Origin of the sequence: Pseudomonas sp. JY-Q (assembly GCF_001655295.1) — a bacterium.
In the GTDB taxonomy this organism is placed as follows: Bacteria; Pseudomonadota; Gammaproteobacteria; order Pseudomonadales; family Pseudomonadaceae; genus Aquipseudomonas; species Aquipseudomonas alloputida.
Genome location: NZ_CP011525.1, coordinates 2,246,450 through 2,268,264, shown reverse-complemented (window position 1 = coordinate 2,268,264; position 21,815 = coordinate 2,246,450). Strand labels below are relative to the sequence as shown.

40 protein-coding genes are annotated in these 21,815 nt (G+C 59.5%); 36 read left to right on the top strand and 4 right to left on the bottom strand.

The window, feature by feature from the left end; all coding sequences use genetic code 11:
• Positions 1-53: 53 nt before the first annotated feature.
• Genes AA098_RS10260 through AA098_RS10250 form a run of 3 tightly spaced genes read right to left on the bottom strand, consistent with a single transcriptional unit; the run spans position 54 to position 669 of the window.
• Positions 54-233 carry a hypothetical protein gene (locus tag AA098_RS10260; protein WP_064614162.1) on the bottom strand — a complete coding sequence of 60 codons (180 nt, stop codon included), beginning with the start codon at positions 231-233 and terminating at the stop codon, positions 54-56.
• 18 nt (positions 234-251) lie between these two features.
• The gene (locus AA098_RS10255; protein WP_064614161.1) at positions 252-440 is read right to left on the bottom strand and encodes a hypothetical protein; all 189 of its coding nucleotides are present in this window, start codon (positions 438-440) and stop codon (positions 252-254) included.
• Positions 441-471: 31 nt separating this feature from the next.
• Positions 472-669: a Cro/CI family transcriptional regulator gene (locus AA098_RS10250; RefSeq protein ID WP_045195692.1), complete on the bottom strand. Its 198-nt coding sequence runs from the start codon at positions 667-669 to the stop codon at positions 472-474.
• 287 nt (positions 670-956) lie between these two features.
• Here AA098_RS10250 and AA098_RS10245 point away from each other — a divergent pair, with 287 nt between their 5' ends.
• From AA098_RS10245 to queD, 35 genes are all read left to right on the top strand, one after another.
• Positions 957-1,580: a S24 family peptidase gene (locus AA098_RS10245; RefSeq protein WP_064615186.1), complete on the top strand. Its 624-nt coding sequence runs from the start codon at positions 957-959 to the stop codon at positions 1,578-1,580.
• Positions 1,581-1,583: 3 nt separating this feature from the next.
• Entirely contained in the window at positions 1,584-2,024 is a 441-nt protein-coding gene (locus tag AA098_RS28305) for a hypothetical protein (RefSeq protein ID WP_082916882.1), read from the top strand.
• A gap of 2 nt (positions 2,025-2,026) precedes the next feature.
• Entirely contained in the window at positions 2,027-2,248 is a 222-nt protein-coding gene (locus AA098_RS10235; protein ID WP_064614160.1) for a hypothetical protein, read from the top strand.
• Positions 2,245-2,472, top strand: a complete 228-nt coding sequence (locus AA098_RS29750) for a hypothetical protein (RefSeq protein WP_064614159.1) — start codon at positions 2,245-2,247, stop codon at positions 2,470-2,472. Before AA098_RS10235 ends, AA098_RS29750 begins: the two co-directional genes overlap by 4 nt.
• Positions 2,473-3,004: 532 nt before the next feature.
• Positions 3,005-4,150: an ImmA/IrrE family metallo-endopeptidase gene (locus AA098_RS10220; RefSeq protein ID WP_064614157.1), complete on the top strand. Its 1,146-nt coding sequence runs from the start codon at positions 3,005-3,007 to the stop codon at positions 4,148-4,150.
• Positions 4,137-4,613: a DUF4411 family protein gene (locus tag AA098_RS10215; protein WP_064614156.1), complete on the top strand. Its 477-nt coding sequence runs from the start codon at positions 4,137-4,139 to the stop codon at positions 4,611-4,613. The genes AA098_RS10220 and AA098_RS10215 overlap by 14 nt, the downstream gene beginning before the upstream one ends.
• 76 nt (positions 4,614-4,689) lie before the next feature.
• Positions 4,690-4,911, top strand: a complete 222-nt coding sequence (locus tag AA098_RS10210) for a hypothetical protein (RefSeq protein ID WP_064614155.1) — start codon at positions 4,690-4,692, stop codon at positions 4,909-4,911.
• A 104-nt stretch (positions 4,912-5,015) separates the two neighbouring features.
• Positions 5,016-5,252 (top strand): hypothetical protein, encoded by a 237-nt coding sequence (locus tag AA098_RS10205; RefSeq protein ID WP_064614154.1) that lies wholly within the window; start codon positions 5,016-5,018, stop codon positions 5,250-5,252.
• A gap of 56 nt (positions 5,253-5,308) precedes the next feature.
• The gene (bamE, locus tag AA098_RS10200; RefSeq protein WP_064614153.1) at positions 5,309-5,617 is read left to right on the top strand and encodes an outer membrane protein assembly factor BamE; all 309 of its coding nucleotides are present in this window, start codon (positions 5,309-5,311) and stop codon (positions 5,615-5,617) included.
• A gap of 376 nt (positions 5,618-5,993) precedes the next feature.
• A complete protein-coding gene (locus tag AA098_RS10195; protein ID WP_064614152.1) occupies positions 5,994-6,512 on the top strand; it encodes a hypothetical protein in 519 nt (172 codons plus the stop codon).
• Positions 6,513-6,590: 78 nt separating this feature from the next.
• Complete coding sequence (locus tag AA098_RS10190) at positions 6,591-7,157, top strand: hypothetical protein (protein ID WP_064614151.1); 567 nt, start codon at positions 6,591-6,593, stop codon at positions 7,155-7,157.
• Between the two features lie 26 nt (positions 7,158-7,183).
• Positions 7,184-7,378: a hypothetical protein gene (locus AA098_RS10185; RefSeq protein WP_064614150.1), complete on the top strand. Its 195-nt coding sequence runs from the start codon at positions 7,184-7,186 to the stop codon at positions 7,376-7,378.
• Between the two features lie 271 nt (positions 7,379-7,649).
• On the top strand, positions 7,650-8,036 hold the full coding sequence (locus AA098_RS10180) for a hypothetical protein (protein WP_156747520.1): 387 nt from the start codon (positions 7,650-7,652) through the stop codon (positions 8,034-8,036).
• The gene (locus tag AA098_RS30170; RefSeq protein WP_064614148.1) at positions 8,033-8,218 is read left to right on the top strand and encodes a DUF551 domain-containing protein; all 186 of its coding nucleotides are present in this window, start codon (positions 8,033-8,035) and stop codon (positions 8,216-8,218) included. The genes AA098_RS10180 and AA098_RS30170 overlap by 4 nt, the downstream gene beginning before the upstream one ends.
• 20 nt (positions 8,219-8,238) lie before the next feature.
• A complete protein-coding gene (locus AA098_RS10170; protein WP_064491401.1) occupies positions 8,239-8,493 on the top strand; it encodes a hypothetical protein in 255 nt (84 codons plus the stop codon).
• The gene (locus tag AA098_RS10165) at positions 8,490-8,720 is read left to right on the top strand and encodes a hypothetical protein (protein WP_064491400.1); all 231 of its coding nucleotides are present in this window, start codon (positions 8,490-8,492) and stop codon (positions 8,718-8,720) included. The genes AA098_RS10170 and AA098_RS10165 overlap by 4 nt, the downstream gene beginning before the upstream one ends.
• Positions 8,717-8,911, top strand: a complete 195-nt coding sequence (locus AA098_RS10160; protein ID WP_015269564.1) for a hypothetical protein — start codon at positions 8,717-8,719, stop codon at positions 8,909-8,911. Before AA098_RS10165 ends, AA098_RS10160 begins: the two co-directional genes overlap by 4 nt.
• Before the next feature lie 120 nt (positions 8,912-9,031).
• Entirely contained in the window at positions 9,032-9,178 is a 147-nt protein-coding gene (locus AA098_RS29155; protein ID WP_156747519.1) for a hypothetical protein, read from the top strand.
• 10 nt (positions 9,179-9,188) lie between these two features.
• Entirely contained in the window at positions 9,189-10,055 is an 867-nt protein-coding gene (locus AA098_RS10155; protein ID WP_064614147.1) for an ATP-binding protein, read from the top strand.
• Positions 10,052-10,723: a 3'-5' exonuclease gene (locus AA098_RS10150; protein WP_064614146.1), complete on the top strand. Its 672-nt coding sequence runs from the start codon at positions 10,052-10,054 to the stop codon at positions 10,721-10,723. The genes AA098_RS10155 and AA098_RS10150 overlap by 4 nt, the downstream gene beginning before the upstream one ends.
• 8 nt (positions 10,724-10,731) lie before the next feature.
• Positions 10,732-11,280 (top strand): single-stranded DNA-binding protein, encoded by a 549-nt coding sequence (locus tag AA098_RS10145; RefSeq protein WP_064614145.1) that lies wholly within the window; start codon positions 10,732-10,734, stop codon positions 11,278-11,280.
• Between the two features lie 242 nt (positions 11,281-11,522).
• Positions 11,523-12,074, top strand: a complete 552-nt coding sequence (locus tag AA098_RS10140) for a hypothetical protein (protein WP_064614144.1) — start codon at positions 11,523-11,525, stop codon at positions 12,072-12,074.
• Between the two features lie 374 nt (positions 12,075-12,448).
• Entirely contained in the window at positions 12,449-13,048 is a 600-nt protein-coding gene (locus AA098_RS10135; protein WP_082916881.1) for a hypothetical protein, read from the top strand.
• A gap of 63 nt (positions 13,049-13,111) precedes the next feature.
• Positions 13,112-13,357, top strand: coding sequence for a hypothetical protein (locus AA098_RS10130; RefSeq protein ID WP_064614143.1), 246 nt, complete (start codon positions 13,112-13,114; stop codon positions 13,355-13,357).
• On the top strand, positions 13,354-14,079 hold the full coding sequence (locus AA098_RS10125) for a hypothetical protein (protein WP_064614142.1): 726 nt from the start codon (positions 13,354-13,356) through the stop codon (positions 14,077-14,079). Before AA098_RS10130 ends, AA098_RS10125 begins: the two co-directional genes overlap by 4 nt.
• 17 nt (positions 14,080-14,096) lie before the next feature.
• Complete coding sequence (locus AA098_RS10120; RefSeq protein WP_064614141.1) at positions 14,097-14,957, top strand: hypothetical protein; 861 nt, start codon at positions 14,097-14,099, stop codon at positions 14,955-14,957.
• Entirely contained in the window at positions 14,954-15,142 is a 189-nt protein-coding gene (locus tag AA098_RS10115) for a hypothetical protein (RefSeq protein ID WP_064614140.1), read from the top strand. Before AA098_RS10120 ends, AA098_RS10115 begins: the two co-directional genes overlap by 4 nt.
• 84 nt (positions 15,143-15,226) lie before the next feature.
• Positions 15,227-15,601, top strand: a complete 375-nt coding sequence (locus tag AA098_RS10110) for a hypothetical protein (protein WP_064614139.1) — start codon at positions 15,227-15,229, stop codon at positions 15,599-15,601.
• Positions 15,598-15,864, top strand: coding sequence for a hypothetical protein (locus AA098_RS10105; protein ID WP_064614138.1), 267 nt, complete (start codon positions 15,598-15,600; stop codon positions 15,862-15,864). The genes AA098_RS10110 and AA098_RS10105 overlap by 4 nt, the downstream gene beginning before the upstream one ends.
• A gap of 274 nt (positions 15,865-16,138) precedes the next feature.
• A complete protein-coding gene (locus tag AA098_RS10100; protein WP_064614137.1) occupies positions 16,139-16,534 on the top strand; it encodes a DUF2591 domain-containing protein in 396 nt (131 codons plus the stop codon).
• A complete protein-coding gene (locus AA098_RS10095; protein WP_064614136.1) occupies positions 16,531-17,013 on the top strand; it encodes a class I SAM-dependent methyltransferase in 483 nt (160 codons plus the stop codon). Before AA098_RS10100 ends, AA098_RS10095 begins: the two co-directional genes overlap by 4 nt.
• Positions 17,014-17,066: 53 nt before the next feature.
• Positions 17,067-17,384, top strand: coding sequence for a hypothetical protein (locus tag AA098_RS10090; RefSeq protein ID WP_064614135.1), 318 nt, complete (start codon positions 17,067-17,069; stop codon positions 17,382-17,384).
• 38 nt (positions 17,385-17,422) lie between these two features.
• Positions 17,423-17,599 (top strand): hypothetical protein, encoded by a 177-nt coding sequence (locus AA098_RS29465; protein WP_177342670.1) that lies wholly within the window; start codon positions 17,423-17,425, stop codon positions 17,597-17,599.
• Between the two features lie 9 nt (positions 17,600-17,608).
• The gene (locus tag AA098_RS10085; protein WP_012053046.1) at positions 17,609-17,821 is read left to right on the top strand and encodes an AlpA family transcriptional regulator; all 213 of its coding nucleotides are present in this window, start codon (positions 17,609-17,611) and stop codon (positions 17,819-17,821) included.
• Positions 17,822-17,884: 63 nt separating this feature from the next.
• The gene (gene queD, locus AA098_RS10080) at positions 17,885-18,241 is read left to right on the top strand and encodes a 6-carboxytetrahydropterin synthase QueD (RefSeq protein WP_003250327.1); all 357 of its coding nucleotides are present in this window, start codon (positions 17,885-17,887) and stop codon (positions 18,239-18,241) included.
• Between the two features lie 10 nt (positions 18,242-18,251).
• Here the strand turns inward: queD and AA098_RS10075 are convergent, their stop codons facing one another.
• Positions 18,252-18,734 (bottom strand): DUF1289 domain-containing protein, encoded by a 483-nt coding sequence (locus AA098_RS10075; protein WP_004576787.1) that lies wholly within the window; start codon positions 18,732-18,734, stop codon positions 18,252-18,254.
• A 405-nt stretch (positions 18,735-19,139) separates the two neighbouring features.
• On the opposite strand from AA098_RS10075, the gene acnB reads away from it, so the two are divergent.
• Complete coding sequence (gene acnB / locus AA098_RS10070) at positions 19,140-21,749, top strand: bifunctional aconitate hydratase 2/2-methylisocitrate dehydratase (protein ID WP_004576788.1); 2,610 nt, start codon at positions 19,140-19,142, stop codon at positions 21,747-21,749.
• Positions 21,750-21,815: the final 66 nt, after the last annotated feature.

Below are 21,815 nucleotides of genomic sequence, written 5' to 3'. Positions count from 1 at the left end.
GGGCCGCAATCCCGGCTTTTTTGTGCCCGCAATTCGGGCTTATCAGGGCCTGATCAGGCCTTGCGCTGGAACGGAAGAACCGCCCCCCTCGCGTTTCGAGGTTTCGTTCGGCTGGCCAGCTCTCGATCAATCAGCTCGGCTGCTAGCGCTTCCGGGGTGATTCCCCGCTTTCGCGCCTCTCGCTCAAGCAATTCCATCGAGCCCTGGTCCAGACCGAATTGTTCGGTCGGCATAGGGCCTCCTCGCGGCCTTCAGGCTGCGGTTTGATCGCCGGTATTCTCCGAAGCCAGGGCAGCCAGCTGCGTTTCCAGCATTTCTCGGCACAGCACGGCACGCTGAGTGCGGTGATACACAGCCATCGCCTGGATCAGGTTGAATGTGTCCTCATCGACCCGGACCTTGATCTCGCGGTCATGCAGGTGCTTGGGGTTGGCGTACATAGGGGCTACGGCTCCTTGCGGTTGAAATTGGTTAGGCGGCGGACTTGCGCGCTGGAATTGGGCGAATCTCGTTCGCCTCAATGTGGCCGTCGTCATAAATCGTGATTCGGATGTCCCGCTTGGCGCGGAACATCTGAGATACGGCGCTCTGCTGGATCCCCAGGGCCTTGGCGAGGTCGCTCTGGGTTCCTTGCTCGGCCAGGTAATCCTCAAGGGATACAGTCTTCATCTGGTCTGCCTCATAGGGGTTTGATCAGATATTAGCACTGCTGTTTTACAATATTCAAGGACAAAGAGTAGCAGTGCTGTTTGCGTAAGAAGCAGCGCTGCTACTAAATCACGCGCATGAAGAAACCGATTAGAACCCCTTTGTCTGACGAACAGCTTGCGGATGCGAAGCGGCTGCACGACATCTACAAGAAGCGTGTGAAGGAATCCAGGGAAGACCCGTCAAAGCCGGCCCTCACTCAAACTGAGGTGGGCGAGCGCTGCGAGTGGAAGTCACCACAAAGCACCGTGAGCCAGTATATGACCGGCAAGGTTGCGCTAAACCTCGAGGCTCTCGTAAAGCTATCCGAGGCTTTAGACTTCGAGCCTGCCCAGGTCAGCCCGACCTTGGCGGCCGGCATCAGGCGTGCTTCTCCCCAAGTTGCGCACACAGCTGAGGCAGCCAACTCACCGCTGCCTGATGGGGCGGACGAGGACGAGCTTGACGGCCGGTACGCCTATGTCCCTCAGTACGATGCCAAAGCAGCTGCAGGCCTTGGCAGTGAAAACCCGCATGTCGAAATTCGCTCCACCCTGGCTTTCAAGCGCGAATGGCTGAGGGTTAAGGGTGCCAAGCCAGACCAGCTGATCGTGATCTATGCCGAAGGAGAGAGCATGTGGCCGACCATCAACGATGGCGACGTTCTGCTGGTTGATCGGTCCCGCATCGATCCAGCTGATGGCCAGGTGTTCGTCTTGGCTGGCACTGATGGCGCGATCGTGAAGCGACTGATCCAGGGTCCGCTGGGCCAGTGGGTTCTGCGCAGCGACAACGACGACAAAGAAGAGTATCCGGACCGTTACCACCTGCGTAGCAATGGAAATGAGCACCGGATCATCGGAAAGGTTATTTGGCGAGGCGGGGACCTCTAGCTCATGGAATACAAAGCTGGCGACCAGTCATGGCCTGGCGACTTCGTCACAAACTTCATGTTTGTCGCGACCATGCAGCTTCGGACGCCGTACTGCGTCCTTGAGCGCCATGGCGAGACCTATTGGGATCGATCTGCGCCGCCTCCAATCTTCGTCAGTGAGGAATGGCAGGGAATATGGGTCCCTCAAACAGAGCTTTCTGACCGCATGATGCCCTTCTCGACAATGGCGTCTGAGATAGGCCCTGTGCCGACACACGGAAGCGACTTTCACCGGTTTCTGCTCGCGGTCCGACAGCTAGTCGAAAGCATTGATGATCCCGATGAGCGTTGCGAGGCCATCCAACAAGAGTGCCGAAGGGAGCCCTGGGCCGAGATCGTCGAGAAGCTTGGCGGTGCAGAGAAGATCTCCGACCGGTTTTCAGGCGATGTGAAGAAGGTATAACCATGCCCCTAACCAAGCCCAACCAGCAGTTGCGCCGAGACCTGAAGGATGCTGCCTTCGCCTTGGAAAGCGCCGCACTGGAGATCTTCCACAAGGCCCAGGGTGGCGAAGAGGCCCAGTTCTTGGAGGCGATGAAGCGCGTCGGGGAGCTGCATGAGCTGGCTGATAGGTTGGTGTATGCGGAAGAAGTGAAGTCAGGCCGAGTGGCAAGGACAAAGGAATGACCCAGAGGAAACCGAGTCAAGAGCTGCACAGGGACCTTCAAGGCCTGGCCTCCGACCTTAAATGGTCTGCAGTAGAGCTTATGCGGATTGCCGGGCGACTGAGTCAAGCCGGGAACGAGCCTGACGCCCAGGCAATAATGAGAATCTGCACAGTAATGCGTGCAGGAGAGGCCCGATTAGAAGCGCGTGCGGACGAAGACAGACTGCAAGCAGCGCATGTTTGACTGGAACCCCTTGGTAAGAAATGAACAGCGATAAATTGTGGCCATGGGAAGAGGCTGAATGCGTTGCGCTATACAAGGCGCTCAAAGATTTCAACGGATCAGCTCCGCGAGCCGAGCGAATTACGCAGCACAAACTGGCTGAAGCGATGGGTGTTAGCACCGTGACAGCGCGCCGCTTTCTCAAGGGAGATCGGCCGCTTAATACGGCAATAGCGCTAGCATTTCAGGGTCTCACCGGCATACCCGTTCGATCCTTCAGCCCCAGGCTTGCTGACGATATCGAGGAATCCAGAGCTGTGGGCGATGCAGCCTGGTGAGGATCGGTTGGTGGGGTATGGGGATGAGGTGAAGGCGGGGTGGATTGAGCGCTGCGTCTAGGCATAATTGGTCTAGGCTCGAAGTGTCAGAGTGACCAGAGATTGGCATGAGGCATCTCAGCACCGTGACGAATGACAACCGTCGGCAAAATTATGATGGCCACAAGCTGTCCGATAGACTGAAACGCAAGGTACCTGAACGGGCTGGTGGGTAGATGGACCGTATCGAATTTAATCATGGACGTATCGCGTGGTGCTGTGCTGACAGCGGCATAACGCTGCATGAACTAGCCGCAGAAACAGGAGTGGCGGAGGCAACCCTTTCGAAAGCGTCAGCTGGGGAAAGGGGGCTTACTTACGCCCAGCTTAAAAGGATCGCTGATTATTTTGGGCGTGGCGTCCTGTTCTTTATGGAGGAAGGCGAGGCTGATCCAGACAAGGTTCACACTCCGGCCTTCCGAAGCATTGCCAATCAGAAACCTGAAATTGGTAACAAGCTTCGGCGGCTAATCGAGCGAGCTGAGCGTCAGCGCGATATTTATCTAGATCTGCTGGAAGATGTAGATAGTGAGGACGTGCCAACGTATGACCCGCCACTGCTTCCTGGTGACTTAAAGCAAGCCTCGCTTTTGGTTAGAGAGTGGCTCGGGCTAAAAAACCAAAACACCTTCGACCAATATCGATCAGCAATTGAGTCAAAAGGCATCTTGGTTTTTCGCAGCAATGGCTACCATGGACAATGGCAAATAGCCAAAGACAATCCCGTTCTTGGCTTTTCGTTGTATGACAAAAATTGCCCGCTTATTTTTGTCAAAAAACAATATTTCGAGACATTGCAGACGTTCACGCTCATTCATGAGCTGAGCCATGTTCTCCTGCACAAAATCAGCTCTATCGATGATGATAGCGACCTGCACCACTCAAGTGGGCTTGAAAGAGAGGCTAATCAGTTTGCTGGCTTGGTTTTAGTTCCAGATGAGTATCTGAAAAAAATAATCATGCGGGACAAACCAGAGCTAGCCGATGAGTTTGATTACTGGCTGGAGCCACATAGAAAAGCGTGGGGTGTCAGCGGCGAGGTTATCGTCAGAAGGATGCTCGACGAAGGTCTTTTGCGCGCTGAAGACTATGAAGCCTATCGGCGCTACAGGGCTGGACTGCGGATTCCGGAGCAGGATGCGGGAGGCACTAGACTGTACAGACATCGTGAGCCTAAGCACATTTTTGGCGACAGGTTCGTACGAGTTGTTCTTGACTCGCTTAACGCCAAGAACATTAGCCTAGCGAAGGCTAGCAGTTACTTAGACGGTATTAAGACCAGGGATATAGATAGCCTTAAGGGATTCTATGTGGGCGTTTGATGCTTCATCTATGATTTATGCTTGGGACAACTACCCGGAAAAACATTTCCCAAGGCTCTGGGAGTGGCTAGGCATCCAGATAGCGTCGGGCATCATTACTATGCCCTTAGTGGCCTTTGAAGAGACCTCATCAAAGTCTCCTGACTGTGGGAAGTGGCTAAAGGATGCCAACCTGAGTATTCTACACCCCAGCACCGCAATCCTAAAATGCGCCGCCAACCTTAAATCGCTCCTAGGTATAGAGGGCGATCGTTACGGGGTGGGCGTTGGCGAAAATGATTTAATAATCATCGCAACCGCTGAGATCAATGGATTACCTCTTGTGTCAAATGAAGCTGTGCAGATGAGCCTACCTAAAGTCCTTTCAAAATACAAAATCCCGGCGGTATGCTCACTTAAAAATCCCCCGACCACAGTTATTGACTTTCTAGCCTATATCAAGCAATCAGGCGCCAAATTCTGATTATGATCCGTAATAAGCCCGCCTCGGCGGGCTTTTTCATGCCTGCTATCCTGTCGTGACCTCTGGAGGGCATGCCATGGTCACCGACAAGCTAACCCTATCGCTGCTCTCTCGACTAGCAGACGCCCAGCTGGCTCTTGCCACCGGCATGAGAGGGGCCACCCCTAGATCTCAGGGATACCCTGAGGGATCGCTTCAGAGAATTGCTGAAGCGCTGGAACAAATTGAGGCAGCCCTGGTTGAGGTCGACCGATTCAGCACCGACAGCAACTCGGACATCCAAACCAAGCTACACTGATCCTGACGAGTTTAGGGATCTCCACCTCACGTGCTCGGCACCAGCCCGCCTCAGCGGGCTTTTCTTTGCCTGCTAGTCTTTCCTCATCTTCATGAGGAGCCGCTATGACCGACCTTCCCAACGATCCGACAGCCGCCCTGCTCTTCCGCTTAAACCAGAACATCAACGCACTCGGTGCCGCAATCGAAGAGGCCGGGATCTGGCTCGATCAGCGAGGGGCGACCGAAGTATATGAGCGGATCAGTGAGCACCTAGAGGTGCTGGTGGATAACAGTGAAGCCATTGCCGAGCTGCTGGCTGATCTGATTGCCAGGCAGAAGCCGGATGAATCTACCCCCTGAGTGATAGCGGATAGCCAGAATGGTAGGATGGCGACTCAATTCACAGGGAGGTCGCCATGCTTCGCCACATTCACCGATTCATTCTCGCCGCTGTAGTCGTCGTCTTGGCCGGATGCGCCGGCACCCCATTCACCTTTGGCCAGGCCAGCCAGGTTAAGGTCGGCATGACCGAAGATCAGCTCTACGAGATCATGGGTAACCCCTACATGGTCACCTCAAGAGAAGACGGCCAGATATGGGTGTACAGCCATGCCACGGCCTTCAGTGGCGCCAAGTCGGTTTCGTTTGAAACCAAAGATGGCAAGGTGACCAAGGTGCCGTACATCCCGAAGGACTACATCGCCAAGCCCAGTCCTGACGAGTGATTCATCCGAATCCATGAAGCCCGCCTAGCGCGGGCTTTTTTGTGGGTGCAAGAAAAATATCAGCACTGCTGTTGACTCCCAAATAACAGCAGTGCTACTTTTACTCCATCGAGGCGCTACACAGCCCCTCGGGAGGCCCTCAAGCCTCACTGTTCTTTAACAACCAGCGAAACAACCAACAGACCGCATTGCCTCTACCGGCGACCGGCGATCCGACAGGCCCGAAAGCCTGCCCACGCGCAGCCCACTGCGACGGCGGACGAGGTGTTGACCGAACTGAGTGAATGACCTGGTAAGCGGGTGCGGAGAAACACGGAATTTTTCACTGATGCACCTGGTGACGGGTGCATTGGGAAAACAACCGGAGGAACAAGCAATGGGCTTGGACGTTTCTGCATTCAGCAAACTGGTCGAGGCACCTGACGCCGAGCGTGACGAACACGGCGACCTGGTCGACTACGACAACTACCGCGACTTCTACTTCAACAAGGACTTCCCCGGCCGCGCCGAGGGCCTGAAGGAGGGCATGACCTACAAGCTTGGCGAAGAAGGCTCAGGCTTGAGTACTGGCTACGGTCGCTACAGCGCTTGGCGCGATGAGCTGGCGAAGCTTGCCGGCTACACCCCGGATTCCAGCCCAAGCGACGAATACGAAAAGCGCTTCCCCTACTTCGGAGGCGCGAACAAGGCAGGTGAAGGCCCGTTCTACGAGCAGATCCTGTTCTCGGACTGTGACGGCACCATCGGCCCGGTGGTCAGCGCGAAGCTGGCCAAGGATTACGCCGACTTTGCCGAGAAAGCCGAGGCCGTTGGCGGCTATTTCTGGGAAAAGTACCAAGAGTGGAAGGTGGCATTCGAGGTAGCTGCTGACGGCGGCGCCGTCGTTTTCCACTGATTTCACTGGCTGGCCTTGGCAACAGGGCCTGCATCAAAGCTACTTCACCGAGGCCGCTTTGATGCACAGGAGACCAACATGGCAAGAGGATTGGTTCTTGGGGTCGGCATCAACGACCTGCCCCGCTATCACAACTGCCCTTTCTACAGCAGGTGGAAAGGGATTCTCCGGCGCTGCTTCGGCGAGCGTGATGACCTCCACTACGAAGGATGCCAGGTGGCCGAGCAATGGCTTCGGTTCAGCGCATTCAAGGCTTGGATGGAGCTGCAGCCCTGGCTTGGCAATCACCTCGACAAGGACATCTTGAGCCCTAGCGAGAAGATCTACCGCCCCGAAACATCGGTGTTCGTACCAAGCATCCTGAACAACCTGGCCATCGAGCGACCGTCCCAGCGCGGCGATCTGCCTGTAGGTGTATCTCGCACGACGCGCGGGAAACCGTTCATGGCAAGGGTTCACTGGCTGGACGGTAGCCGCACCAGCATTGGGAGCTTTGATTGCCCGCACGAAGCGCACAAGGCCTGGGCCACCGCCAAGGCAGGAGTTATCCGGCAAGCGGTCGACCATTACCGCACCACCGACCGATTCGATGAGCGTGTTTGCACTGCCCTTCTGGATAGGGCGGACCAGCTCGCAGCAACCTGAAATCAACCGCCCTGGAGGGCAAGACGATGAACCTGAACGACAGAAAGCAGGACGACCGAATCCGCTCGGCCCTGCGCAATGCGGACAAGCGCGGCCAGCTGCAGGTGGTTGCAGCGGTAACCGGCATTGCCGGTGGAGTCGAGAAGCTGCGCGAGATCATGAACGGCAGCGACGAGCTGCACATCATGGATCGCGGCATGCTTGCTCTGCACTTGGGCTAATTCCCTGAAAGCCGGAAAGACGGCCCGATGCCCTGCTCCCCATCGCAGGGTGGATCGGAGTGTGAACTGAATCCTGCCGCCAAGCAGCACAGCTTCTATCCAGCGAGATCGGGAGGAACGAACACCGGTCGATGCAGAGATTGGCTCCTGCCAGTTCACACCCCGATACACCCCGCATCCCCTTCCCTTCACATACGACCGCATCAGACAGGTGCCAGTACTGCGCTCTCACGGCGCGCAGAGGTTGGTCGCCTGCGCTGGCATCTGCCTCATGCGGTTGGCTACCGAGGTTCATACGATGAGCAAAGAAACAGGCGGACCTGCCTTCCCCACGCAGATCAATAACAGCGGAATCACGCCGATCAAGGGTTTCAACGGCGAAGAAATCAAGCCGCAAACCTTCAGCGCTTACCCGGGCATGAACCTGCGTGATTTCTTCGCCGCCCATGCACCGTCCAATCCGCCTGCATGGTTTGAGCCGGTCATGGACTCTCCCGAGCCGGCTTTCAATGGCGTTCGGGATGAGGAAACCATGGAGTTCATCACTACAAACGAGGATGAAATCCAAGCCTGGAAGGTTGAGCGCTACAAGCAGCAGGCCATTCAGTGGCCATACGCCTGGGCTGATTTGATGCTCGCCGCCCGGGTGAAGCCATGAGCGGGTGGATCAAGGTTGAAGACCAGCTTCCACCTGAGAACAAGCAGGTCCTCTGCTCTGATGGGTGCGATGTCTTCATCGCATCACACCACAACAGCTTCTTCACCGGCGAGTTCCATGACCTTCTCTGGGTCACGCATTGGATGGAGCTTCCTGAGCCACCCTCCCCACCCACCGAGTAACCCACCACCTGGAGGCGACTATGGCTCGCGAGCACGAGCTTTACGCAGACAGCGCCCAGGCCCGCGAAGTCGACCGCCAGTACCAGCTTTTTGGTGACTCGTCGTGGGCTGACCATATGACCTCGGAACAGGCCCGGGCGAACAACCAGGCCTGGAACACGATGATTCGCGAGCGCAACGAGCATCAGCGGGCAGAGAGCCGTCGAGTAATCAGCTCAGCGCTCACCAAGATGGAAGCCATGTGCGGCACAGGCGCCGCCCGGAGGACGGCATGAACAAGAGTACCCGCCAGGCCGTGGTCGATATCATCGACTCTCGATTCACTGCCATCTGCGAGAACTTCAGCGACACGCTACGTGGTGAGCTGGTTATGGCCATTGACCTGGCCGGCCTCACTGGCGCCATCGGTCTTGTCGAGCAGCGCACCTACACAGAGCGCCTGAATCGCATCATTGCCCGCGACCACGAACAGTGGATGGAGATGCACGGGAGGGTGGCATGAGCACAGCACCTGTGAAGTCCTTGATCGACGAGCAACTGGAGCAGATCGAGCGCACGCTTGCGGTGATCAGCTTCGGCATCCCGTTCAACGAGGCTGTCGGCCTGCCACGGGAAACGCCAGTGGCGAGCCTCAAGCGCAGTCTTGGCGTGACAATGAAGGGCCGGCGCATCGCCGTCCGCGTGCGGCCATGACCAGCTATCAGCGCGCACGCCGCTTCGCCATGTGCCGCGGCAGCTTCATCACCCTCTCCCTGTGCACCGCCTGGATGCTCGTCAGCGCTTACGCAGGCTGCATCACCTCCTGAGGCAAACATGAACACAACACCCCGCCTGGCCGCCCAGCTCGACTGGATGACGGTCGGATCGTTCTCGCCTGAGCGGTACCAGGGCGATGAGCGCAAAGAGTACGAAGACGAGGCCGCTCGCATTGAGCGGCAGTGGGACAACCAACCGAACTGAGGGCATCCCCATGTTCAAGAAAGCCGAACGTAAGCAGGCAAGGCTACGGCTAGCACTTACCGGCCCATCTGGATCAGGCAAGACCTATTCCGCGCTGCAACTGGCCATCGGCCTGGGCGGGCCGATCGCGGTCATCGACACCGAGCACGAAAGCGCCTCGCTGTACGCCGACCTGACCGACTTCGATGTCACGGGGCTGAGCGCACCGTACTCGCCGGAACGGTACATCGAGGCCATAAAGGCTGCAGAGGCAGGCGGCTACTCGACGCTGATCATCGACAGCTACTCCCACGAGTGGGTTGGTTCCGGTGGCTGCCTTGAGATCAACGACACGATCGCCAAGCAGCGCTACAAGGGCAACACCTGGTCGGCTTGGAACGAGACGACGCCGCGCCACCGCAAGCTGGTCGACACCATCCTGACCAGCCCGCTGCACATCATCTGCACGATGCGCAGCAAGACCGAAACGGTCCAGGGCGAAGGCAAGAAGATCCTCAAGCTTGGCATGAAGTCCGAGCAGCGTGACGGTTCTGACTACGAGTTCACCGTAGTGCTCGACCTCCTCCACGACGGCAACGTTGCCGTGGCCACCAAGGACCGTACCCGGCTCTTCGATCAGCCTGAAGTGATCAGCCCGGATACCGGCCGGCGCCTCTTGGCCTGGCTGAACGATGGCAAGTCTCAAGCTGATCTCCAAGCTGCGGCACTCGACGACGCCCTGTCGAAGATTCCGATCACAGAAACGATGCAGGAGCTGCAGAGCGTGTTCTCGGCAGCCTATCGCGTCCTCGAGCAGTCCCCTCACCTCCTTGCGCAGTTGAACGCCGCGAAGGACCAACGCAAGTACGAACTCACCCCTCAGGAGCAATCGGCATGAACGCCTGCATCTTCGACAGCGAAACCACTGGCCTGAACGACCCGCAGTTGGTCGAGGCCGCATATCTGCAGTTGGCAGACACTCTTAGCCTGCAGGTGGCCACCGAGTTTCTCCAGCGCTACAAGCCGGGCAAGGCCATCGAACTCGGCGCCCTGGCCACCAGCCACATCCTCGACGAGGAGCTGGCGGAGTGCCCGGACCACACTGAATTCCAACTGCCTGCCGAGATCGAGTACCTGGTCGGCCACAACGTCGACTACGACTGGGGCGTCATCGGACAGCCGGATCTCAAGCGAATCTGTACCGCAGCGCTGAGCCGTCGCCTGTGGCCTGACGCCGACAGCCACTCGCAATCGGCGATGATCTACCTGCACTACCGCGAGCAAGCGCCGGGCCTGCTGCGCAACGCTCACGCCGCGCTGGACGACGTGAAAAACTGCCGCCTTCTGCTGGTCAAGATCCTCGACGCTCTAGCTGCCGAGTTGGGCCGCCCGGTGGCCAGCTGGGAAGAACTCTGGACCATCTCCGAAGACGCCCGCATCCCCACCGTGATTGGCTTCGGCAAGCACCGCGGCGCCAAATTCAGCGACCTGCCGGCCGACTACCGCCGCTGGCTCCTAAACCGGCCTGACCTCGACCCGTTCGTTCGCAAAGCACTGCAGCGCTAGGAGCTCACATGGCACGTGGAGTAAACAAAGTCATCCTGGTCGGCACCTGCGGCCAGGATCCCGAGGTCCGCTACTTGCCCAATGGCAACGCGGTCACAAACCTGAACTTGGCCACCAGCGAATCCTGGAACGACAGACAGACCGGGCAGAAGGTCGAGAAGACCGAATGGCACCGCGTGGTGCTGTTCGGCAAGGTCGCTGAGATTGCCGGCGAGTACCTGCGCAAAGGCTCCCAGTGTTACATCGAGGGCAAGCTGAAAACCCGCGAATGGGAGAAAGACGGGATCAAGCGCTACGCCACAGAGGTGCACGTCGACATCAACGGCACCCTGCAGCTGCTGGGCGGGCGGCCGGACAACCAGGGCGGCAGCCAGCAACAACAGCGCCAGCCACAGCAGCAACGACAGCAACAACGTCAGCAGCCGCAGCGCCAGCAGTACCAACAGCCGCGCCAGGCGCCGCAGCAACAGAACCAGCAAGCAGGGTATGGGCCGGACCCCGAAAGCTTCGACGACGACATACCTTTCGCCCCGCTCCACCACCTGGCGGGCGCATGATCGCCACCATGTCTCAGCCTGTGCCCGCCGTGAAGTACGCGGCGGCCATGGCCAGATCCACTGGTCAGCCTTGGGGCGTATACCGAGGAAACAAGCGTCTACTGGTGGTTATGCCGTCTGGCTCGACGAAGAAAACGCCCATTGAGGTGTGCCATCCATGAGACGCATCCAGAAGCTCACGCAGCAGCGTCGCCGCCAGCTGCATTTACACATCCCGCCCAGCGGAATCAAGGAGGTGCCGTATGGCGATGTCTCAGCAGGTGCGCGACGAGAAGCGCCGCGCCAAAGCCGCCAGGCTGCAGGAAGAAGACCTGCGCTTGAAGGTTCGACCAGGGACTAAACAGGCACTGCAGGAACTGATGGAGTGGGCCGGCATCGAGGAACAGGGCGAGGCGATGACGCTGATGATTCATCACATCGAAGCGCTCGGGCATCACGCATTATTCAGGATTACGCGCCACGAAATCGAAGCTCACCGATCTGTGGCGCGGTCTGAACCGCTGCGGCTGTCAGCCAGGAAACGAACCGGCCAGCACCTGCGAGCGATATGCGGCTGGGCGGACGCCACTTACAGCCAGATGATCGAGGCGCTGATCCACGGCATCCACGCTCTGGGCAGGCTGCACGCAGCGAAGTTTCTCACCCCGCCACGGCATGAAATCAGCATATCGCCCCGCATGGCCATGGCCTTCGACCGGAAGAGCATGCTGATGATTCAGCAGGATCCAGGGGATGAGGTTATCCAGCCTATGGTAATGAGGGGTCTGGCTGGTATGGCCCAAGAACTTTGTTGATGTTTGGCCAGACTAGGTAGGCCTTCCAGTTCTCATTGTCGTTTGAGCAGTAAACCAGGAATTCGCTACTGCTATCCCTGCTGACTCTGTATCTGATGATGCCGCAGCTTTTTACCTTGGCTTGAGCCAACGACGAGGAGATTGCGGTGTTGTATTCCCAGTTCCAATCGCCTGGATACTTGTCCTCTACAGATTCAGCTTGAGCTACAAACGGAAGCAGCAGCGCTGCCAATACCAGAAACCTCTTCAATCCAGCACCTCCATGGCCCGGCCCATGCCGGTCACCCGTAATACCCCATCCCAAACCAAATTGCCACCATGCCGCATCCGGCCATCGGAGGCATGACGCTGCCCACATATATCAGGAGAGCGCGATGAGCAAAGCCCTGAAGCTAGTTTATGGAGTCGGAGCCAACGATGCCGACTATCAGGTTTGCCTTACCGAAACGGTTGGCGGGCGCCGGCGATCCGTATGGACCTGCCCGTTCTACAAGGCATGGACCGGAATGCTGGAGCGCTGCTACAGCGAGAAGTTTCAGATCAGAAACCCCACCTATCACGACTGCTCGGCAGCCAGCGATTGGCTCACCTTCTCGTCCTTCAGGGCTTGGATGTCCACGCAAGATCATGAAGGCAAGCACTTGGACAAAGATCTGCTTGTGCCAGGCAACAAGGTGTATTCACCGGATACTTGCGCATTCATCCCGCCTGACCTGAACAGATTCATGGTCGATAGCCAGGCGATACGTGGCGACCTGCCGATCGGAGTTTCCTGGCACAAGGCGCGGCATAGATTCGTGGCTCAGTGCAGGAACCCTTTCACTGGGCGTCACGAGTTTCTCGGCTATCACACCAGTGCCTCCGAAGCTCACCAGGCATGGCGAGAGCACAAGCACCGAATTGCAATTGCCTACGCCGAGACGCAGTCAGACTCTCGTATTGCCGCCGCTTTGCGGACTCGATACGCCGCCTGACCAGCGCTGCCCGCAAGCGCCTTCCCCTATTCAACGATAACGCCTCCCCGGCGAGGATCGCCCATGAACATCTACCGCCACACCTTCACCGCCGTTTGCCCAAGCGATGCGGAGGTGATCGTCTACAACCTGGAGATTCGCAGCCAGTCGATGATCCGCGTGGAGCACATCAAGACCGCCACCGCGCTGATTAAGCAGGGTTGGCACGAGCAGATCGCCGACCAGTTGGCCGAGCGATTCGGTGGCGACCAGGTGATCAAGGCGGTGCACCAGGGCGTCGAGATCGAAACGGTGAGGCTGAGCGGATGATTCACTACCACGGCACGCCGATCGGCGGCTCACGGCAAGACGCGGCGCGGCTGCTGGCCGGCCGGCACGCCCTGGTGCCGTTCCCGCGGCAAGACGACATGGGCATCGTCGCCGAGGCCTGCCAGTCGTTTGTTTTCGACAACGGCGCGTTCACCGTTTGGAAGAAAGGCGGCCAGGTCGATGTAGATGGCTACACCCGCTGGGTGGATGACTGGCACCGGCACCCTGGCTTCGACTGGGCGCTGATCCCTGACGTGATCGACGGGGACGAAGACGCCAACGATCGGCTGCTCGAACAATGGCCCGGCCACCTGCAAGGTGTTCCGGTCTGGCACATGCATGAGTCGATCGAGAGGCTGCAGCGCCTGGCCTACTCCTGGCGCATGGTCGCCTTGGGCAGTTCAGGCCAATGGCGTTCGCCGGGCACCGCCGCGTGGTGGAAGCGCATGGGCGCCGCAATGGACGCCATATGCGATGACCAGGGCCGGCCAGTCTGCCGCCTGCATGGCCTGCGAATGCTTGACCCGGCAATCTTCCAGAGCCTGCCGCTGGCATCGGCTGACAGCACGAACGCCGCAGTGAACGGCGGCAGCATCAGCCGCTTCGGCATGTACACCCCGCCGTCGGCCGGCCAGCGCGCCAGCGTGATCGCCGATCGAATTGAAGCACACACCAGCTCCCCTATTTGGCAGCGCGAGAGCCAGACAGAACTGGCCTTGTGACCTACAGAGGTATCCCCATGCCCACAGAAAACCGATCCAGCAACACAGAGATGGCCGCTGTCCTTGCGCCATTCGTTGCCGTCGCCGACTGCTATGACGCTGCCGAAGACGATAGCTTTGAGCCCGCCCGTGACCTTGGGCTGCACAAGGACCTATCCCTCACACTTGGCCAGTTCAGGGCAGTTCGGGCCCTTCTGGCCCAGCCAGCCCCGCAGCCCCACCCCGACCCTATAGCGTGGATGGTTGGTACTGCCTTCTGGTGGACCAAAGAAGAGGCAGAGAGGGATGCGGCGGCGACTGGGCTGCCGATTGTTGGCCTGGGGCCGATGGCCGATACCGCCGAGGTTGAAAGGCTGGAATCCCGAATCAAAACACAGCGGGAGAGCATTCGCAGCCATGTGCAAGAGGTTGATCGCCTGCGAGTGTTAGAGATCAAGTATGGGTTGAAGATCGAAGAGCGAAACGACCTTCTACGCAAGTGCCTGGAGTGGGTTACATCTGCACGTGACGGCGTTCTTTACCCAATCGCGCGCGACTTCGAAGGAGTGGTCGGGCGCAATGCAGAAGGGTTTGGCCAGGAAACCCCAGCCTTGATTGATGCGATAGACGACGCCCTATCCGACAGCGCAGCGCTGAGCGCGCCGCTGCCGCCGGTCGTTGGCGACCTTATTCCGCCGATCGGCAGCAAAGTTTTGATCCACCTGGCCCGTGAGAATGAGTGGGTGGAGCACACAGTGGTCGGCTACTACGCCTGGGAGAACCTTCGCCCAGACCCCAGCGTACACCGCGTATGCGTGCGCGTGCGTGACGCCGATGGCTACCTGAACGCTCGGGGTCTTGGTGACATCCGCCCTGTCGCCCTGGAGCGCCAGCCATGAAAATCCATTGGGCCGCCCACATCGAGTATGACCACGACGGCAACGATCACGAACACTTCTCGGCCTGCGGCGTAGGCCGTGGCCACCGTGACGGCGAGGAATGGGAGTCGGCGCGGTTCAAGTCCGAAGTCACCTGCAAGAACTGCCTGAAGGTCATCGCCCAGCAAGAGCGTAAGCCATCCTGACGCCAAGAGCACATTTGTACTCCTGACGCCATAACCCCTCTCCCCTCTATTCACTGCCGCGATATGGCGGCCAAGGACGAAGTCATGCCCGAAGAAAAGAACCTGGATCACGAACTGCTTAAGCTGGCCGCCAAGGGTGGCCGCTTGGAGATCGAGCCTTGCACCTGCCGCGACCCGAAGTGGCCGTTCCGCCTGAAAGGCCAGTCCGGCGTGCGAGCCCACTGGAATCCGCTCATCAATGACGGCGACGCTCTGCGCCTGGCCGTACTGATGGGCCGAGCTGACCGCTTGGGCATCCAGATCCATATCGTTGAGCCGTTCGATGGCGACAGCGCCCCCTATACCTGCGTGGATGCCGAGCGCTTTGGCGAGTTCGACATCTACCACGGCGACGACCCATTCCGCGCAACTCGCCGGGCAATCGTTGAGGCGGCAGCAGCAATCGGGAGCAAATCATGACCCGCCTCGCCCTATGCCTCCTGCTGCTGACCACAGGCGCCATCGCAGATCCGTTGCCGCATGGAGTACGCGTGTTCCATGACGACGAGCGCGGGGCCACCTGCTGGCTCTATGGCTTCAGCTCGCCAGGCGGCATCAGCTGCATCCCCGACAGCCAGCTCCAGGCCGGCAAACAGCGCCAGCTCTCCCCGCACGAAACACAACCCGAACCTACACCCGCACTGGCGCCTGGGCGCTGGATTGATGAGAGGTATCAGCTGTGAAGATCGGAAAGCTTTTTCTAGGACTGAACTGGTGCTACGGCGGCAAGGAAGAGGCTGTGGTCGCCAGTTGGGCGCTCAAGTGTGGCTACTGGCGCTGGGCAGTCCGGTGGCGCAAATCAAAGATGGCGCTCTGCCTTCCGGCCTTCGGTCCCTCTATGGCAGCCGGCACCAAATACTACGTAGGCCACGGTCACTTTGGCGCATGGGCGAGGCTCCCGCTGCTTGGATCGTTCTCCCTTTCCACCCAGCCACCCTATCCCCGCCAGGTGACGCCATGACCGACCTGATCGAAGTGAAGACGACCGACCTGGTCGGCGAGGCGCTGGGGTGGGCAGTCGGAAAGGCTGAAGGGCTGGACCTGTTCCTTGAGCCGCCCGGCTACAACGGGGTGCCCTGGCGGGTGTTCGCCCGGTACCAGGGCGAGGCCATCGAGCACACCAAGCGCTTCAACCCGTGGGAAGACTGGGCTGTGGGCGGCCCGCTCATGCAGAAACACAACGTCAGCCTGCACTGCCCGCAGCCAGAGTGGGACTACTGGGCAGCCTGGATAACCGATAACGGCAAGGACGTCGCCCAAGGCGCCGATCTACCGTTGCCTGCAGCGTGCCTGACCATAGTCGCCCACAAGATCGGCGATACCGTCCAGGTTCCGAAGGAGCTGATGCCGTGAACTCTGCAGCGAAAGTGCTCGATCCCTGCAGCGCCAGCCGCATGATGTGGTTTGACAAGGACGACCAGCGCGCCCTGTTTGGCGACATCCGCGACGAGGAACACCTGCTCTGCGACGGTCGCGTATTGAAGGTAGAGCCAGATGTGCTGATGGACTTCCGGAACCTGCCATTCGAGGACTCCACCTTCCGGCTGGTCGTGTTCGACCCTCCGCACCTGACCCGGGCAGGCGTAGACAGCTGGATGCGTGCCAAGTATGGGGTTCTCACCAACGACTGGCGGGATGATATTCGCCAGGGCTTCGCCGAGTGCTTCCGCGTGCTGGAGCCCGAAGGAATCCTGATCTTCAAGTGGAACGAAACTCAGGTGCTGGTCAGCGAGCTACTGGCCCTGACCGATGAAAAGCCCCTGTTTGGCCACAAGTCCGGTAAGCGCGAGAAGACGCACTGGATCACCTTCATGAAACGCGCAGCAGCCTAACCCCCTCCCCCTACAACTCAAGCCCGCCGACATGCGCGGGCATGGAGAGACTCATGCTCAATTTCTTGACTCGCATTTTCAAGCGAAAGAAGAAGCCCGAGCCGCGCCAGGCGCTGGCACCGACAGGATACGCACGCGGCCACAGCCCGGCAGCCGGAAGGCAAGATCCGATGCTTGATCCGCTCAACCCGTTGAGCCCCTTCAGCCCGCTGCATCCAGCTTACCAGGCCGACAGCTACGAAACATCGCGCAGCACCAGCAGCTCCTGCTCCAGTCGTGACTACAGCAGTTACGACGGCGGCAGCAGCTATTCGTCGAGCGAGAGCAGCAGCTCCAGCGACAGCGGGTCCAGCTCAAGCAGCTGCGACTGACCACCAACCTGCCGCCACCGGCGGCGTGGAGACCATCCATGAACCTGATCGACTGCTACGTCACGAAGATCCTCGGCGAGCCGTACCGCAAGTTCGGCCACTGGTGGGTATCGGTTGAGTACGAGGCTGAGGGTCACCCCGGCACCAAAGAAATCATGTTCCGCACCGAGGAAGCCGCCCGCGCGGCGAAGGTCGGGCACCACTTCACGGCCTGAGGAGGCTATATGGCACAGTTAGATGGAATTGATCGCCTGCTTCGCCTGCCCGATGTGCTCCGCATCACTGGCATGGGCCGCAACACCGTGTACACACGAATTAAGGAAGGAACGTTTCCAAAACAGGTTAAGATAGGACCCAAATCGGTCGCCTGGCGCCAGTCGGACATCAACCAATGGATGGCTTCACTCAACCCCAGCGACGACCAATCAGTACATTGAGCAGTACACTGAAACGTCAGATTCCGCTCAAGCCCATACCCCATCAGCTTTACAGGTCCACCAGTGGAAATTTTCAAGGAATTCACATTCGAATCGGCCCACCGCCTGCCCCACGTCCCTGAAGGGCACAAATGCGGCCGTTTGCATGGCCACTCGTTCAAGGTCGGCCTGCACCTGACCGGCCCGCTCGACCCGCACACGGGCTGGATCCGCGACTTCGCCGAGGTCAAGGCGATCTTCAAGCCGATCTATGATCAGCTGGACCACAACTACCTGAACGACATCCCCGGCCTGGAAAACCCCACCAGCGAAGTGATCGCCAAATGGATCTGGGACCAGGTCAAGCCGCTGATGCCGGAGCTGTCCAAGGTGCGCATCCACGAAACCTGCACCAGCGGTTGCGAATACACCGGCGACTGATTCGCCCGGCTCACTGGCCCTGCGCGCTGCCCATGGCATCGCGCAGGAAGCTGGGGGCGATGTAGCGCTGGTAGTGCGCCTCTGAAAGCAGGAAGAACTCGCGATCGATCGCATCGCGCAATTGGGGCAGTTCCCAGTCACGGAACTCCGGCAGCAACGCCATGCCATAGGCCTCCAGATCACGGATCATCCGCGCCCCGCGGGCAATCAGCTGGTAAGCCCAGCAATACGCCGACTGCTGCTCGACAAAGCGGATGGAGCGCTGCTCCAGTTGCTGGCGCAGCAGGCCTTTGTCGAACACCTCAAGCTTGGCCATCATCACCTGCACCAGCAGCTGCTCAAGGCGCAACCACACGGCACGCTTCTGCGTGTCGTCGTAGCCGTTCCAGTTGATCACTTCGTGGTGAAAACGCTTGCAGCCACGGCACACCGTGTCTCCGTACACCGTGGAGCACAGGCCGACGCAAGGGGTTTTGATGGACTTGTTGGACATGAAAAACAACAGCTTGGCGATGGAACACAGGCCCATGTTAGCCCTTTGTCTAACCAGGGTCACTCGTTAAAGTCATGAACACCGCCTTACCTTCAGGCTTTTTTTACCGTAGAATCATCCGGCCTTTTCAAAGGCAACAATGTCCGTTGGAAGCTGTTTTCAAAGCGTCACGAGCACAGTTGATCCGGTAGAACGGCGTTGGCCCGGGCCATGCATCCCTCGCATGCCCGCGCCAGCCCTCATCAGTCCCCGTTCTGCAGGCGTAAAACTTTGAAAGCAGCTTCTGTAAGGATTCCTTGCGACCCTGGTTGGGCGGCCCACAAAGCCGCGGCAGCGCATGGGTGCATTGAATGCTGGATAAGCGTCCCGGACCCCCTTTAGGGACCACTGATGAGGGAAATAACTGTGCTTGAAGCCTACCGCAAACACATCGAAGAGCGCGCCGCCCTGGGTATCGTTCCCCAGCCGCTGAACGCCGAACAAACTGCAGGCCTGGTCGAGCTGCTGAAAAACCCGCCGGCCGGCGAAGAAGCCTTCCTCGTAGACCTGATCACCAACCGCGTACCGCCAGGGGTCGACGAAGCTGCCTACGTCAAGGCCGCTTTCCTCTCCGCCGTCGCCAAGGGCGAAGCCAAGTCGCCACTGATCGACCGCAAGCACGCCACCGAACTGCTGGGCACCATGCAGGGCGGCTACAACATCGAAACGCTGGTCGCACTGCTGGATGACGCCGAACTGGGCGCCGTCGCGGCCGAACAGCTCAAGCACACCCTGCTGATGTTCGATGCCTTCCACGACGTGGCCGAAAAAGCCAAGGCCGGCAACACGCACGCCAAGGCAGTCCTGGAATCCTGGGCTGCCGGCGAGTGGTTCACCTCGCGCCCGGCCATCGCCGACAAGTACACCCTGACCGTGTTCAAGGTGCCTGGCGAAACCAACACCGACGACCTGTCGCCTGCCCCGGACGCCTGGTCGCGCCCTGACATTCCGCTGCACGCCCTGGCCATGCTGAAAATGGCCCGCGACGGCATCGAGCCGCAGCAGCCTGGTTCGGTCGGCCCGCTGGCCCAGATCGAAGCCGTCAAGGCCAAGGGCTTCCCGGTTGCCTATGTCGGCGACGTGGTCGGTACCGGTTCCTCGCGTAAATCCGCTACCAACTCGGTACTGTGGTTCTTCGGCGACGACATCCCTTACGTGCCGAACAAGCGCGCCGGTGGCTTCTGCTTCGGCACCAAGATCGCCCCGATCTTCTACAACACCATGGAAGACGCCGGCGCCCTGCCGATCGAATTCGACTGCACCAACCTGGGCATGGGCGACGTCATCGACGTTTACCCATACAAAGGTGAAGTACGCCGTCACGACAGCGACGAGCTGGTCACCAACTTCGAGCTGAAAACCGAAGTGCTGCTGGATGAAGTCCGCGCTGGCGGCCGTATCCCGCTGATCGTCGGCCGTGGCCTGACCGAAAAAGCCCGCGCCGAGCTGGGCCTGGGTGCTTCCGACCTGTTCAAGAAACCAGAGCAGCCTGCCGATTCCGGCAAGGGCTTCACCCTGGCGCAGAAAATGGTCGGCCGTGCCTGTGGCCTGCCAGAAGGCCAGGGCGTGCGCCCAGGCGCCTACTGCGAGCCAAAAATGACCACCGTCGGCTCCCAGGACACCACGGGCCCGATGACGCGCGACGAGCTGAAAGACCTGGCATGCCTGGGCTTCTCTGCTGACCTGGTCATGCAGTCGTTCTGCCACACCGCGGCCTATCCGAAGCCGATCGACGTCACCACCCACCACACCCTGCCAGACTTCATCCGCACCCGTGGCGGCGTGTCGCTGCGCCCGGGCGACGGCATCATCCACAGCTGGCTGAACCGCATGCTGATGCCTGACACCGTAGGTACCGGTGGCGACTCGCACACCCGCTTCCCGATCGGCATCTCGTTCCCGGCCGGTTCCGGCCTGGTGGCCTTCGCTGCCGCCACCGGCGTCATGCCACTGGACATGCCAGAATCGATCCTGGTGCGCTTCAAGGGCAAACTGCAGCCAGGCATCACCCTGCGTGACCTGGTTCATGCCATCCCTTACTACGCCATCCAGAAGGGCCTGCTGACCGTCGAGAAGAAAGGCAAGAAAAACGCCTTCTCCGGCCGCATCCTGGAAATCGAAGGCCTGGACGAACTGACCGTCGAGCAAGCCTTCGAGCTGTCCGACGCCTCGGCCGAGCGTTCCGCTGCCGGTTGCACCATCAAGCTGCCGGAAAAGGCCATCGCCGAGTACCTGCAGTCCAACATCACCCTGCTGCGCTGGATGATCGGCGAAGGCTACGGCGATGCCCGCACCCTGGAGCGCCGTGCCCAGGCCATGGAAGCCTGGCTGGCCAAGCCTGAGCTGCTGTCGGCCGACGCCGATGCCGAATACGCCGAAATCATCGAAATCGACCTGGCCGACGTCAAAGAGCCTGTGCTCTGCGCGCCGAACGACCCGGACGATGCCCGCCTGCTGTCCTCGGTACAAGGCGAGAAGATCGACGAAGTGTTCATCGGTTCGTGCATGACCAACATCGGTCACTTCCGCGCTGCCGGCAAGCTGCTGGAGAAGGTCAAGGGTGGCATTCCGACCCGTCTGTGGCTGGCTCCGCCAACCAAGATGGACGCTCACCAGCTGACCGAAGAAGGCTACTACGGCATCTACGGCAAGGCCGGTGCACGCATGGAAATGCCAGGCTGCTCGCTGTGCATGGGCAACCAGGCACGTGTGCAGACCGGTTCGACCGTGGTCTCCACCTCGACCCGTAACTTCCCGAACCGTCTGGGCGACGCGACCAACGTGTACCTGGCATCGGCCGAGCTGGCCGCTGTCGCTTCGATCATCGGCAAACTGCCGACCGTCGAAGAGTACATGCAGTACGCGAAAGACATCGACAGCATGGCTGCCGACGTTTACCGCTACCTGAGCTTCGACCAGATTGCCGAGTTCCGCGAAGCGGCAGCCAACGCCAAGATCCCGGTGGTTCAGGCGTAAGCTGAGTTACACGTTGTAAACAAAGCCCCGGCAGCGATGCCGGGGCTTTGTTGTTTTGGCCTGTGC

Bases quoted from the DNA above. Each gene is read 5' to 3' on its own strand.
- AA098_RS10125 (WP_064614142.1), top strand. From the start codon at position 13,354: ATGATTCACTACCACGGCACGCCGATCGGCGGCTCACGGCAAGACGCG.
- AA098_RS10100 (WP_064614137.1), top strand. From the start codon at position 16,139: ATGACCGACCTGATCGAAGTGAAGACGACCGACCTGGTCGGCGAGGCG.
- AA098_RS10205 (WP_064614154.1), top strand. From the start codon at position 5,016: ATGACCGACCTTCCCAACGATCCGACAGCCGCCCTGCTCTTCCGCTTA.
- AA098_RS10115 (WP_064614140.1), top strand. From the start codon at position 14,954: ATGAAAATCCATTGGGCCGCCCACATCGAGTATGACCACGACGGCAAC.
- AA098_RS10220 (WP_064614157.1), top strand. From the start codon at position 3,005: ATGGACCGTATCGAATTTAATCATGGACGTATCGCGTGGTGCTGTGCT.
- AA098_RS10255 (WP_064614161.1), bottom strand. From the start codon at position 440: ATGTACGCCAACCCCAAGCACCTGCATGACCGCGAGATCAAGGTCCGG.
- AA098_RS10090 (WP_064614135.1), top strand. From the start codon at position 17,067: ATGCTCAATTTCTTGACTCGCATTTTCAAGCGAAAGAAGAAGCCCGAG.
- AA098_RS10155 (WP_064614147.1), top strand. From the start codon at position 9,189: ATGTTCAAGAAAGCCGAACGTAAGCAGGCAAGGCTACGGCTAGCACTT.
- AA098_RS30170 (WP_064614148.1), top strand. From the start codon at position 8,033: ATGAGCGGGTGGATCAAGGTTGAAGACCAGCTTCCACCTGAGAACAAG.
- AA098_RS10185 (WP_064614150.1), top strand. From the start codon at position 7,184: ATGAACCTGAACGACAGAAAGCAGGACGACCGAATCCGCTCGGCCCTG.
- AA098_RS10195 (WP_064614152.1), top strand. From the start codon at position 5,994: ATGGGCTTGGACGTTTCTGCATTCAGCAAACTGGTCGAGGCACCTGAC.
- AA098_RS10250 (WP_045195692.1), bottom strand. From the start codon at position 669: ATGAAGACTGTATCCCTTGAGGATTACCTGGCCGAGCAAGGAACCCAG.
- AA098_RS10140 (WP_064614144.1), top strand. From the start codon at position 11,523: ATGGCGATGTCTCAGCAGGTGCGCGACGAGAAGCGCCGCGCCAAAGCC.
- AA098_RS10260 (WP_064614162.1), bottom strand. From the start codon at position 233: ATGCCGACCGAACAATTCGGTCTGGACCAGGGCTCGATGGAATTGCTT.
- AA098_RS10145 (WP_064614145.1), top strand. From the start codon at position 10,732: ATGGCACGTGGAGTAAACAAAGTCATCCTGGTCGGCACCTGCGGCCAG.
- AA098_RS10135 (WP_082916881.1), top strand. From the start codon at position 12,449: ATGAGCAAAGCCCTGAAGCTAGTTTATGGAGTCGGAGCCAACGATGCC.
- AA098_RS29750 (WP_064614159.1), top strand. From the start codon at position 2,245: ATGACCCAGAGGAAACCGAGTCAAGAGCTGCACAGGGACCTTCAAGGC.
- AA098_RS28305 (WP_082916882.1), top strand. From the start codon at position 1,584: ATGGAATACAAAGCTGGCGACCAGTCATGGCCTGGCGACTTCGTCACA.
- AA098_RS10160 (WP_015269564.1), top strand. From the start codon at position 8,717: ATGAGCACAGCACCTGTGAAGTCCTTGATCGACGAGCAACTGGAGCAG.
- AA098_RS10190 (WP_064614151.1), top strand. From the start codon at position 6,591: ATGGCAAGAGGATTGGTTCTTGGGGTCGGCATCAACGACCTGCCCCGC.
- AA098_RS10180 (WP_156747520.1), top strand. From the start codon at position 7,650: ATGCGGTTGGCTACCGAGGTTCATACGATGAGCAAAGAAACAGGCGGA.
- AA098_RS29155 (WP_156747519.1), top strand. From the start codon at position 9,032: ATGAACACAACACCCCGCCTGGCCGCCCAGCTCGACTGGATGACGGTC.
- AA098_RS10210 (WP_064614155.1), top strand. From the start codon at position 4,690: ATGGTCACCGACAAGCTAACCCTATCGCTGCTCTCTCGACTAGCAGAC.
- AA098_RS10150 (WP_064614146.1), top strand. From the start codon at position 10,052: ATGAACGCCTGCATCTTCGACAGCGAAACCACTGGCCTGAACGACCCG.
- AA098_RS10170 (WP_064491401.1), top strand. From the start codon at position 8,239: ATGGCTCGCGAGCACGAGCTTTACGCAGACAGCGCCCAGGCCCGCGAA.
- AA098_RS10165 (WP_064491400.1), top strand. From the start codon at position 8,490: ATGAACAAGAGTACCCGCCAGGCCGTGGTCGATATCATCGACTCTCGA.
- AA098_RS10120 (WP_064614141.1), top strand. From the start codon at position 14,097: ATGCCCACAGAAAACCGATCCAGCAACACAGAGATGGCCGCTGTCCTT.
- AA098_RS10075 (WP_004576787.1), bottom strand. From the start codon at position 18,734: ATGTCCAACAAGTCCATCAAAACCCCTTGCGTCGGCCTGTGCTCCACG.
- AA098_RS10085 (WP_012053046.1), top strand. From the start codon at position 17,609: ATGGCACAGTTAGATGGAATTGATCGCCTGCTTCGCCTGCCCGATGTG.
- AA098_RS10215 (WP_064614156.1), top strand. From the start codon at position 4,137: ATGTGGGCGTTTGATGCTTCATCTATGATTTATGCTTGGGACAACTAC.
- bamE (WP_064614153.1), top strand. From the start codon at position 5,309: ATGCTTCGCCACATTCACCGATTCATTCTCGCCGCTGTAGTCGTCGTC.
- AA098_RS29465 (WP_177342670.1), top strand. From the start codon at position 17,423: ATGAACCTGATCGACTGCTACGTCACGAAGATCCTCGGCGAGCCGTAC.
- AA098_RS10105 (WP_064614138.1), top strand. From the start codon at position 15,598: ATGACCCGCCTCGCCCTATGCCTCCTGCTGCTGACCACAGGCGCCATC.
- AA098_RS10110 (WP_064614139.1), top strand. From the start codon at position 15,227: ATGCCCGAAGAAAAGAACCTGGATCACGAACTGCTTAAGCTGGCCGCC.
- AA098_RS10130 (WP_064614143.1), top strand. From the start codon at position 13,112: ATGAACATCTACCGCCACACCTTCACCGCCGTTTGCCCAAGCGATGCG.
- AA098_RS10235 (WP_064614160.1), top strand. From the start codon at position 2,027: ATGCCCCTAACCAAGCCCAACCAGCAGTTGCGCCGAGACCTGAAGGAT.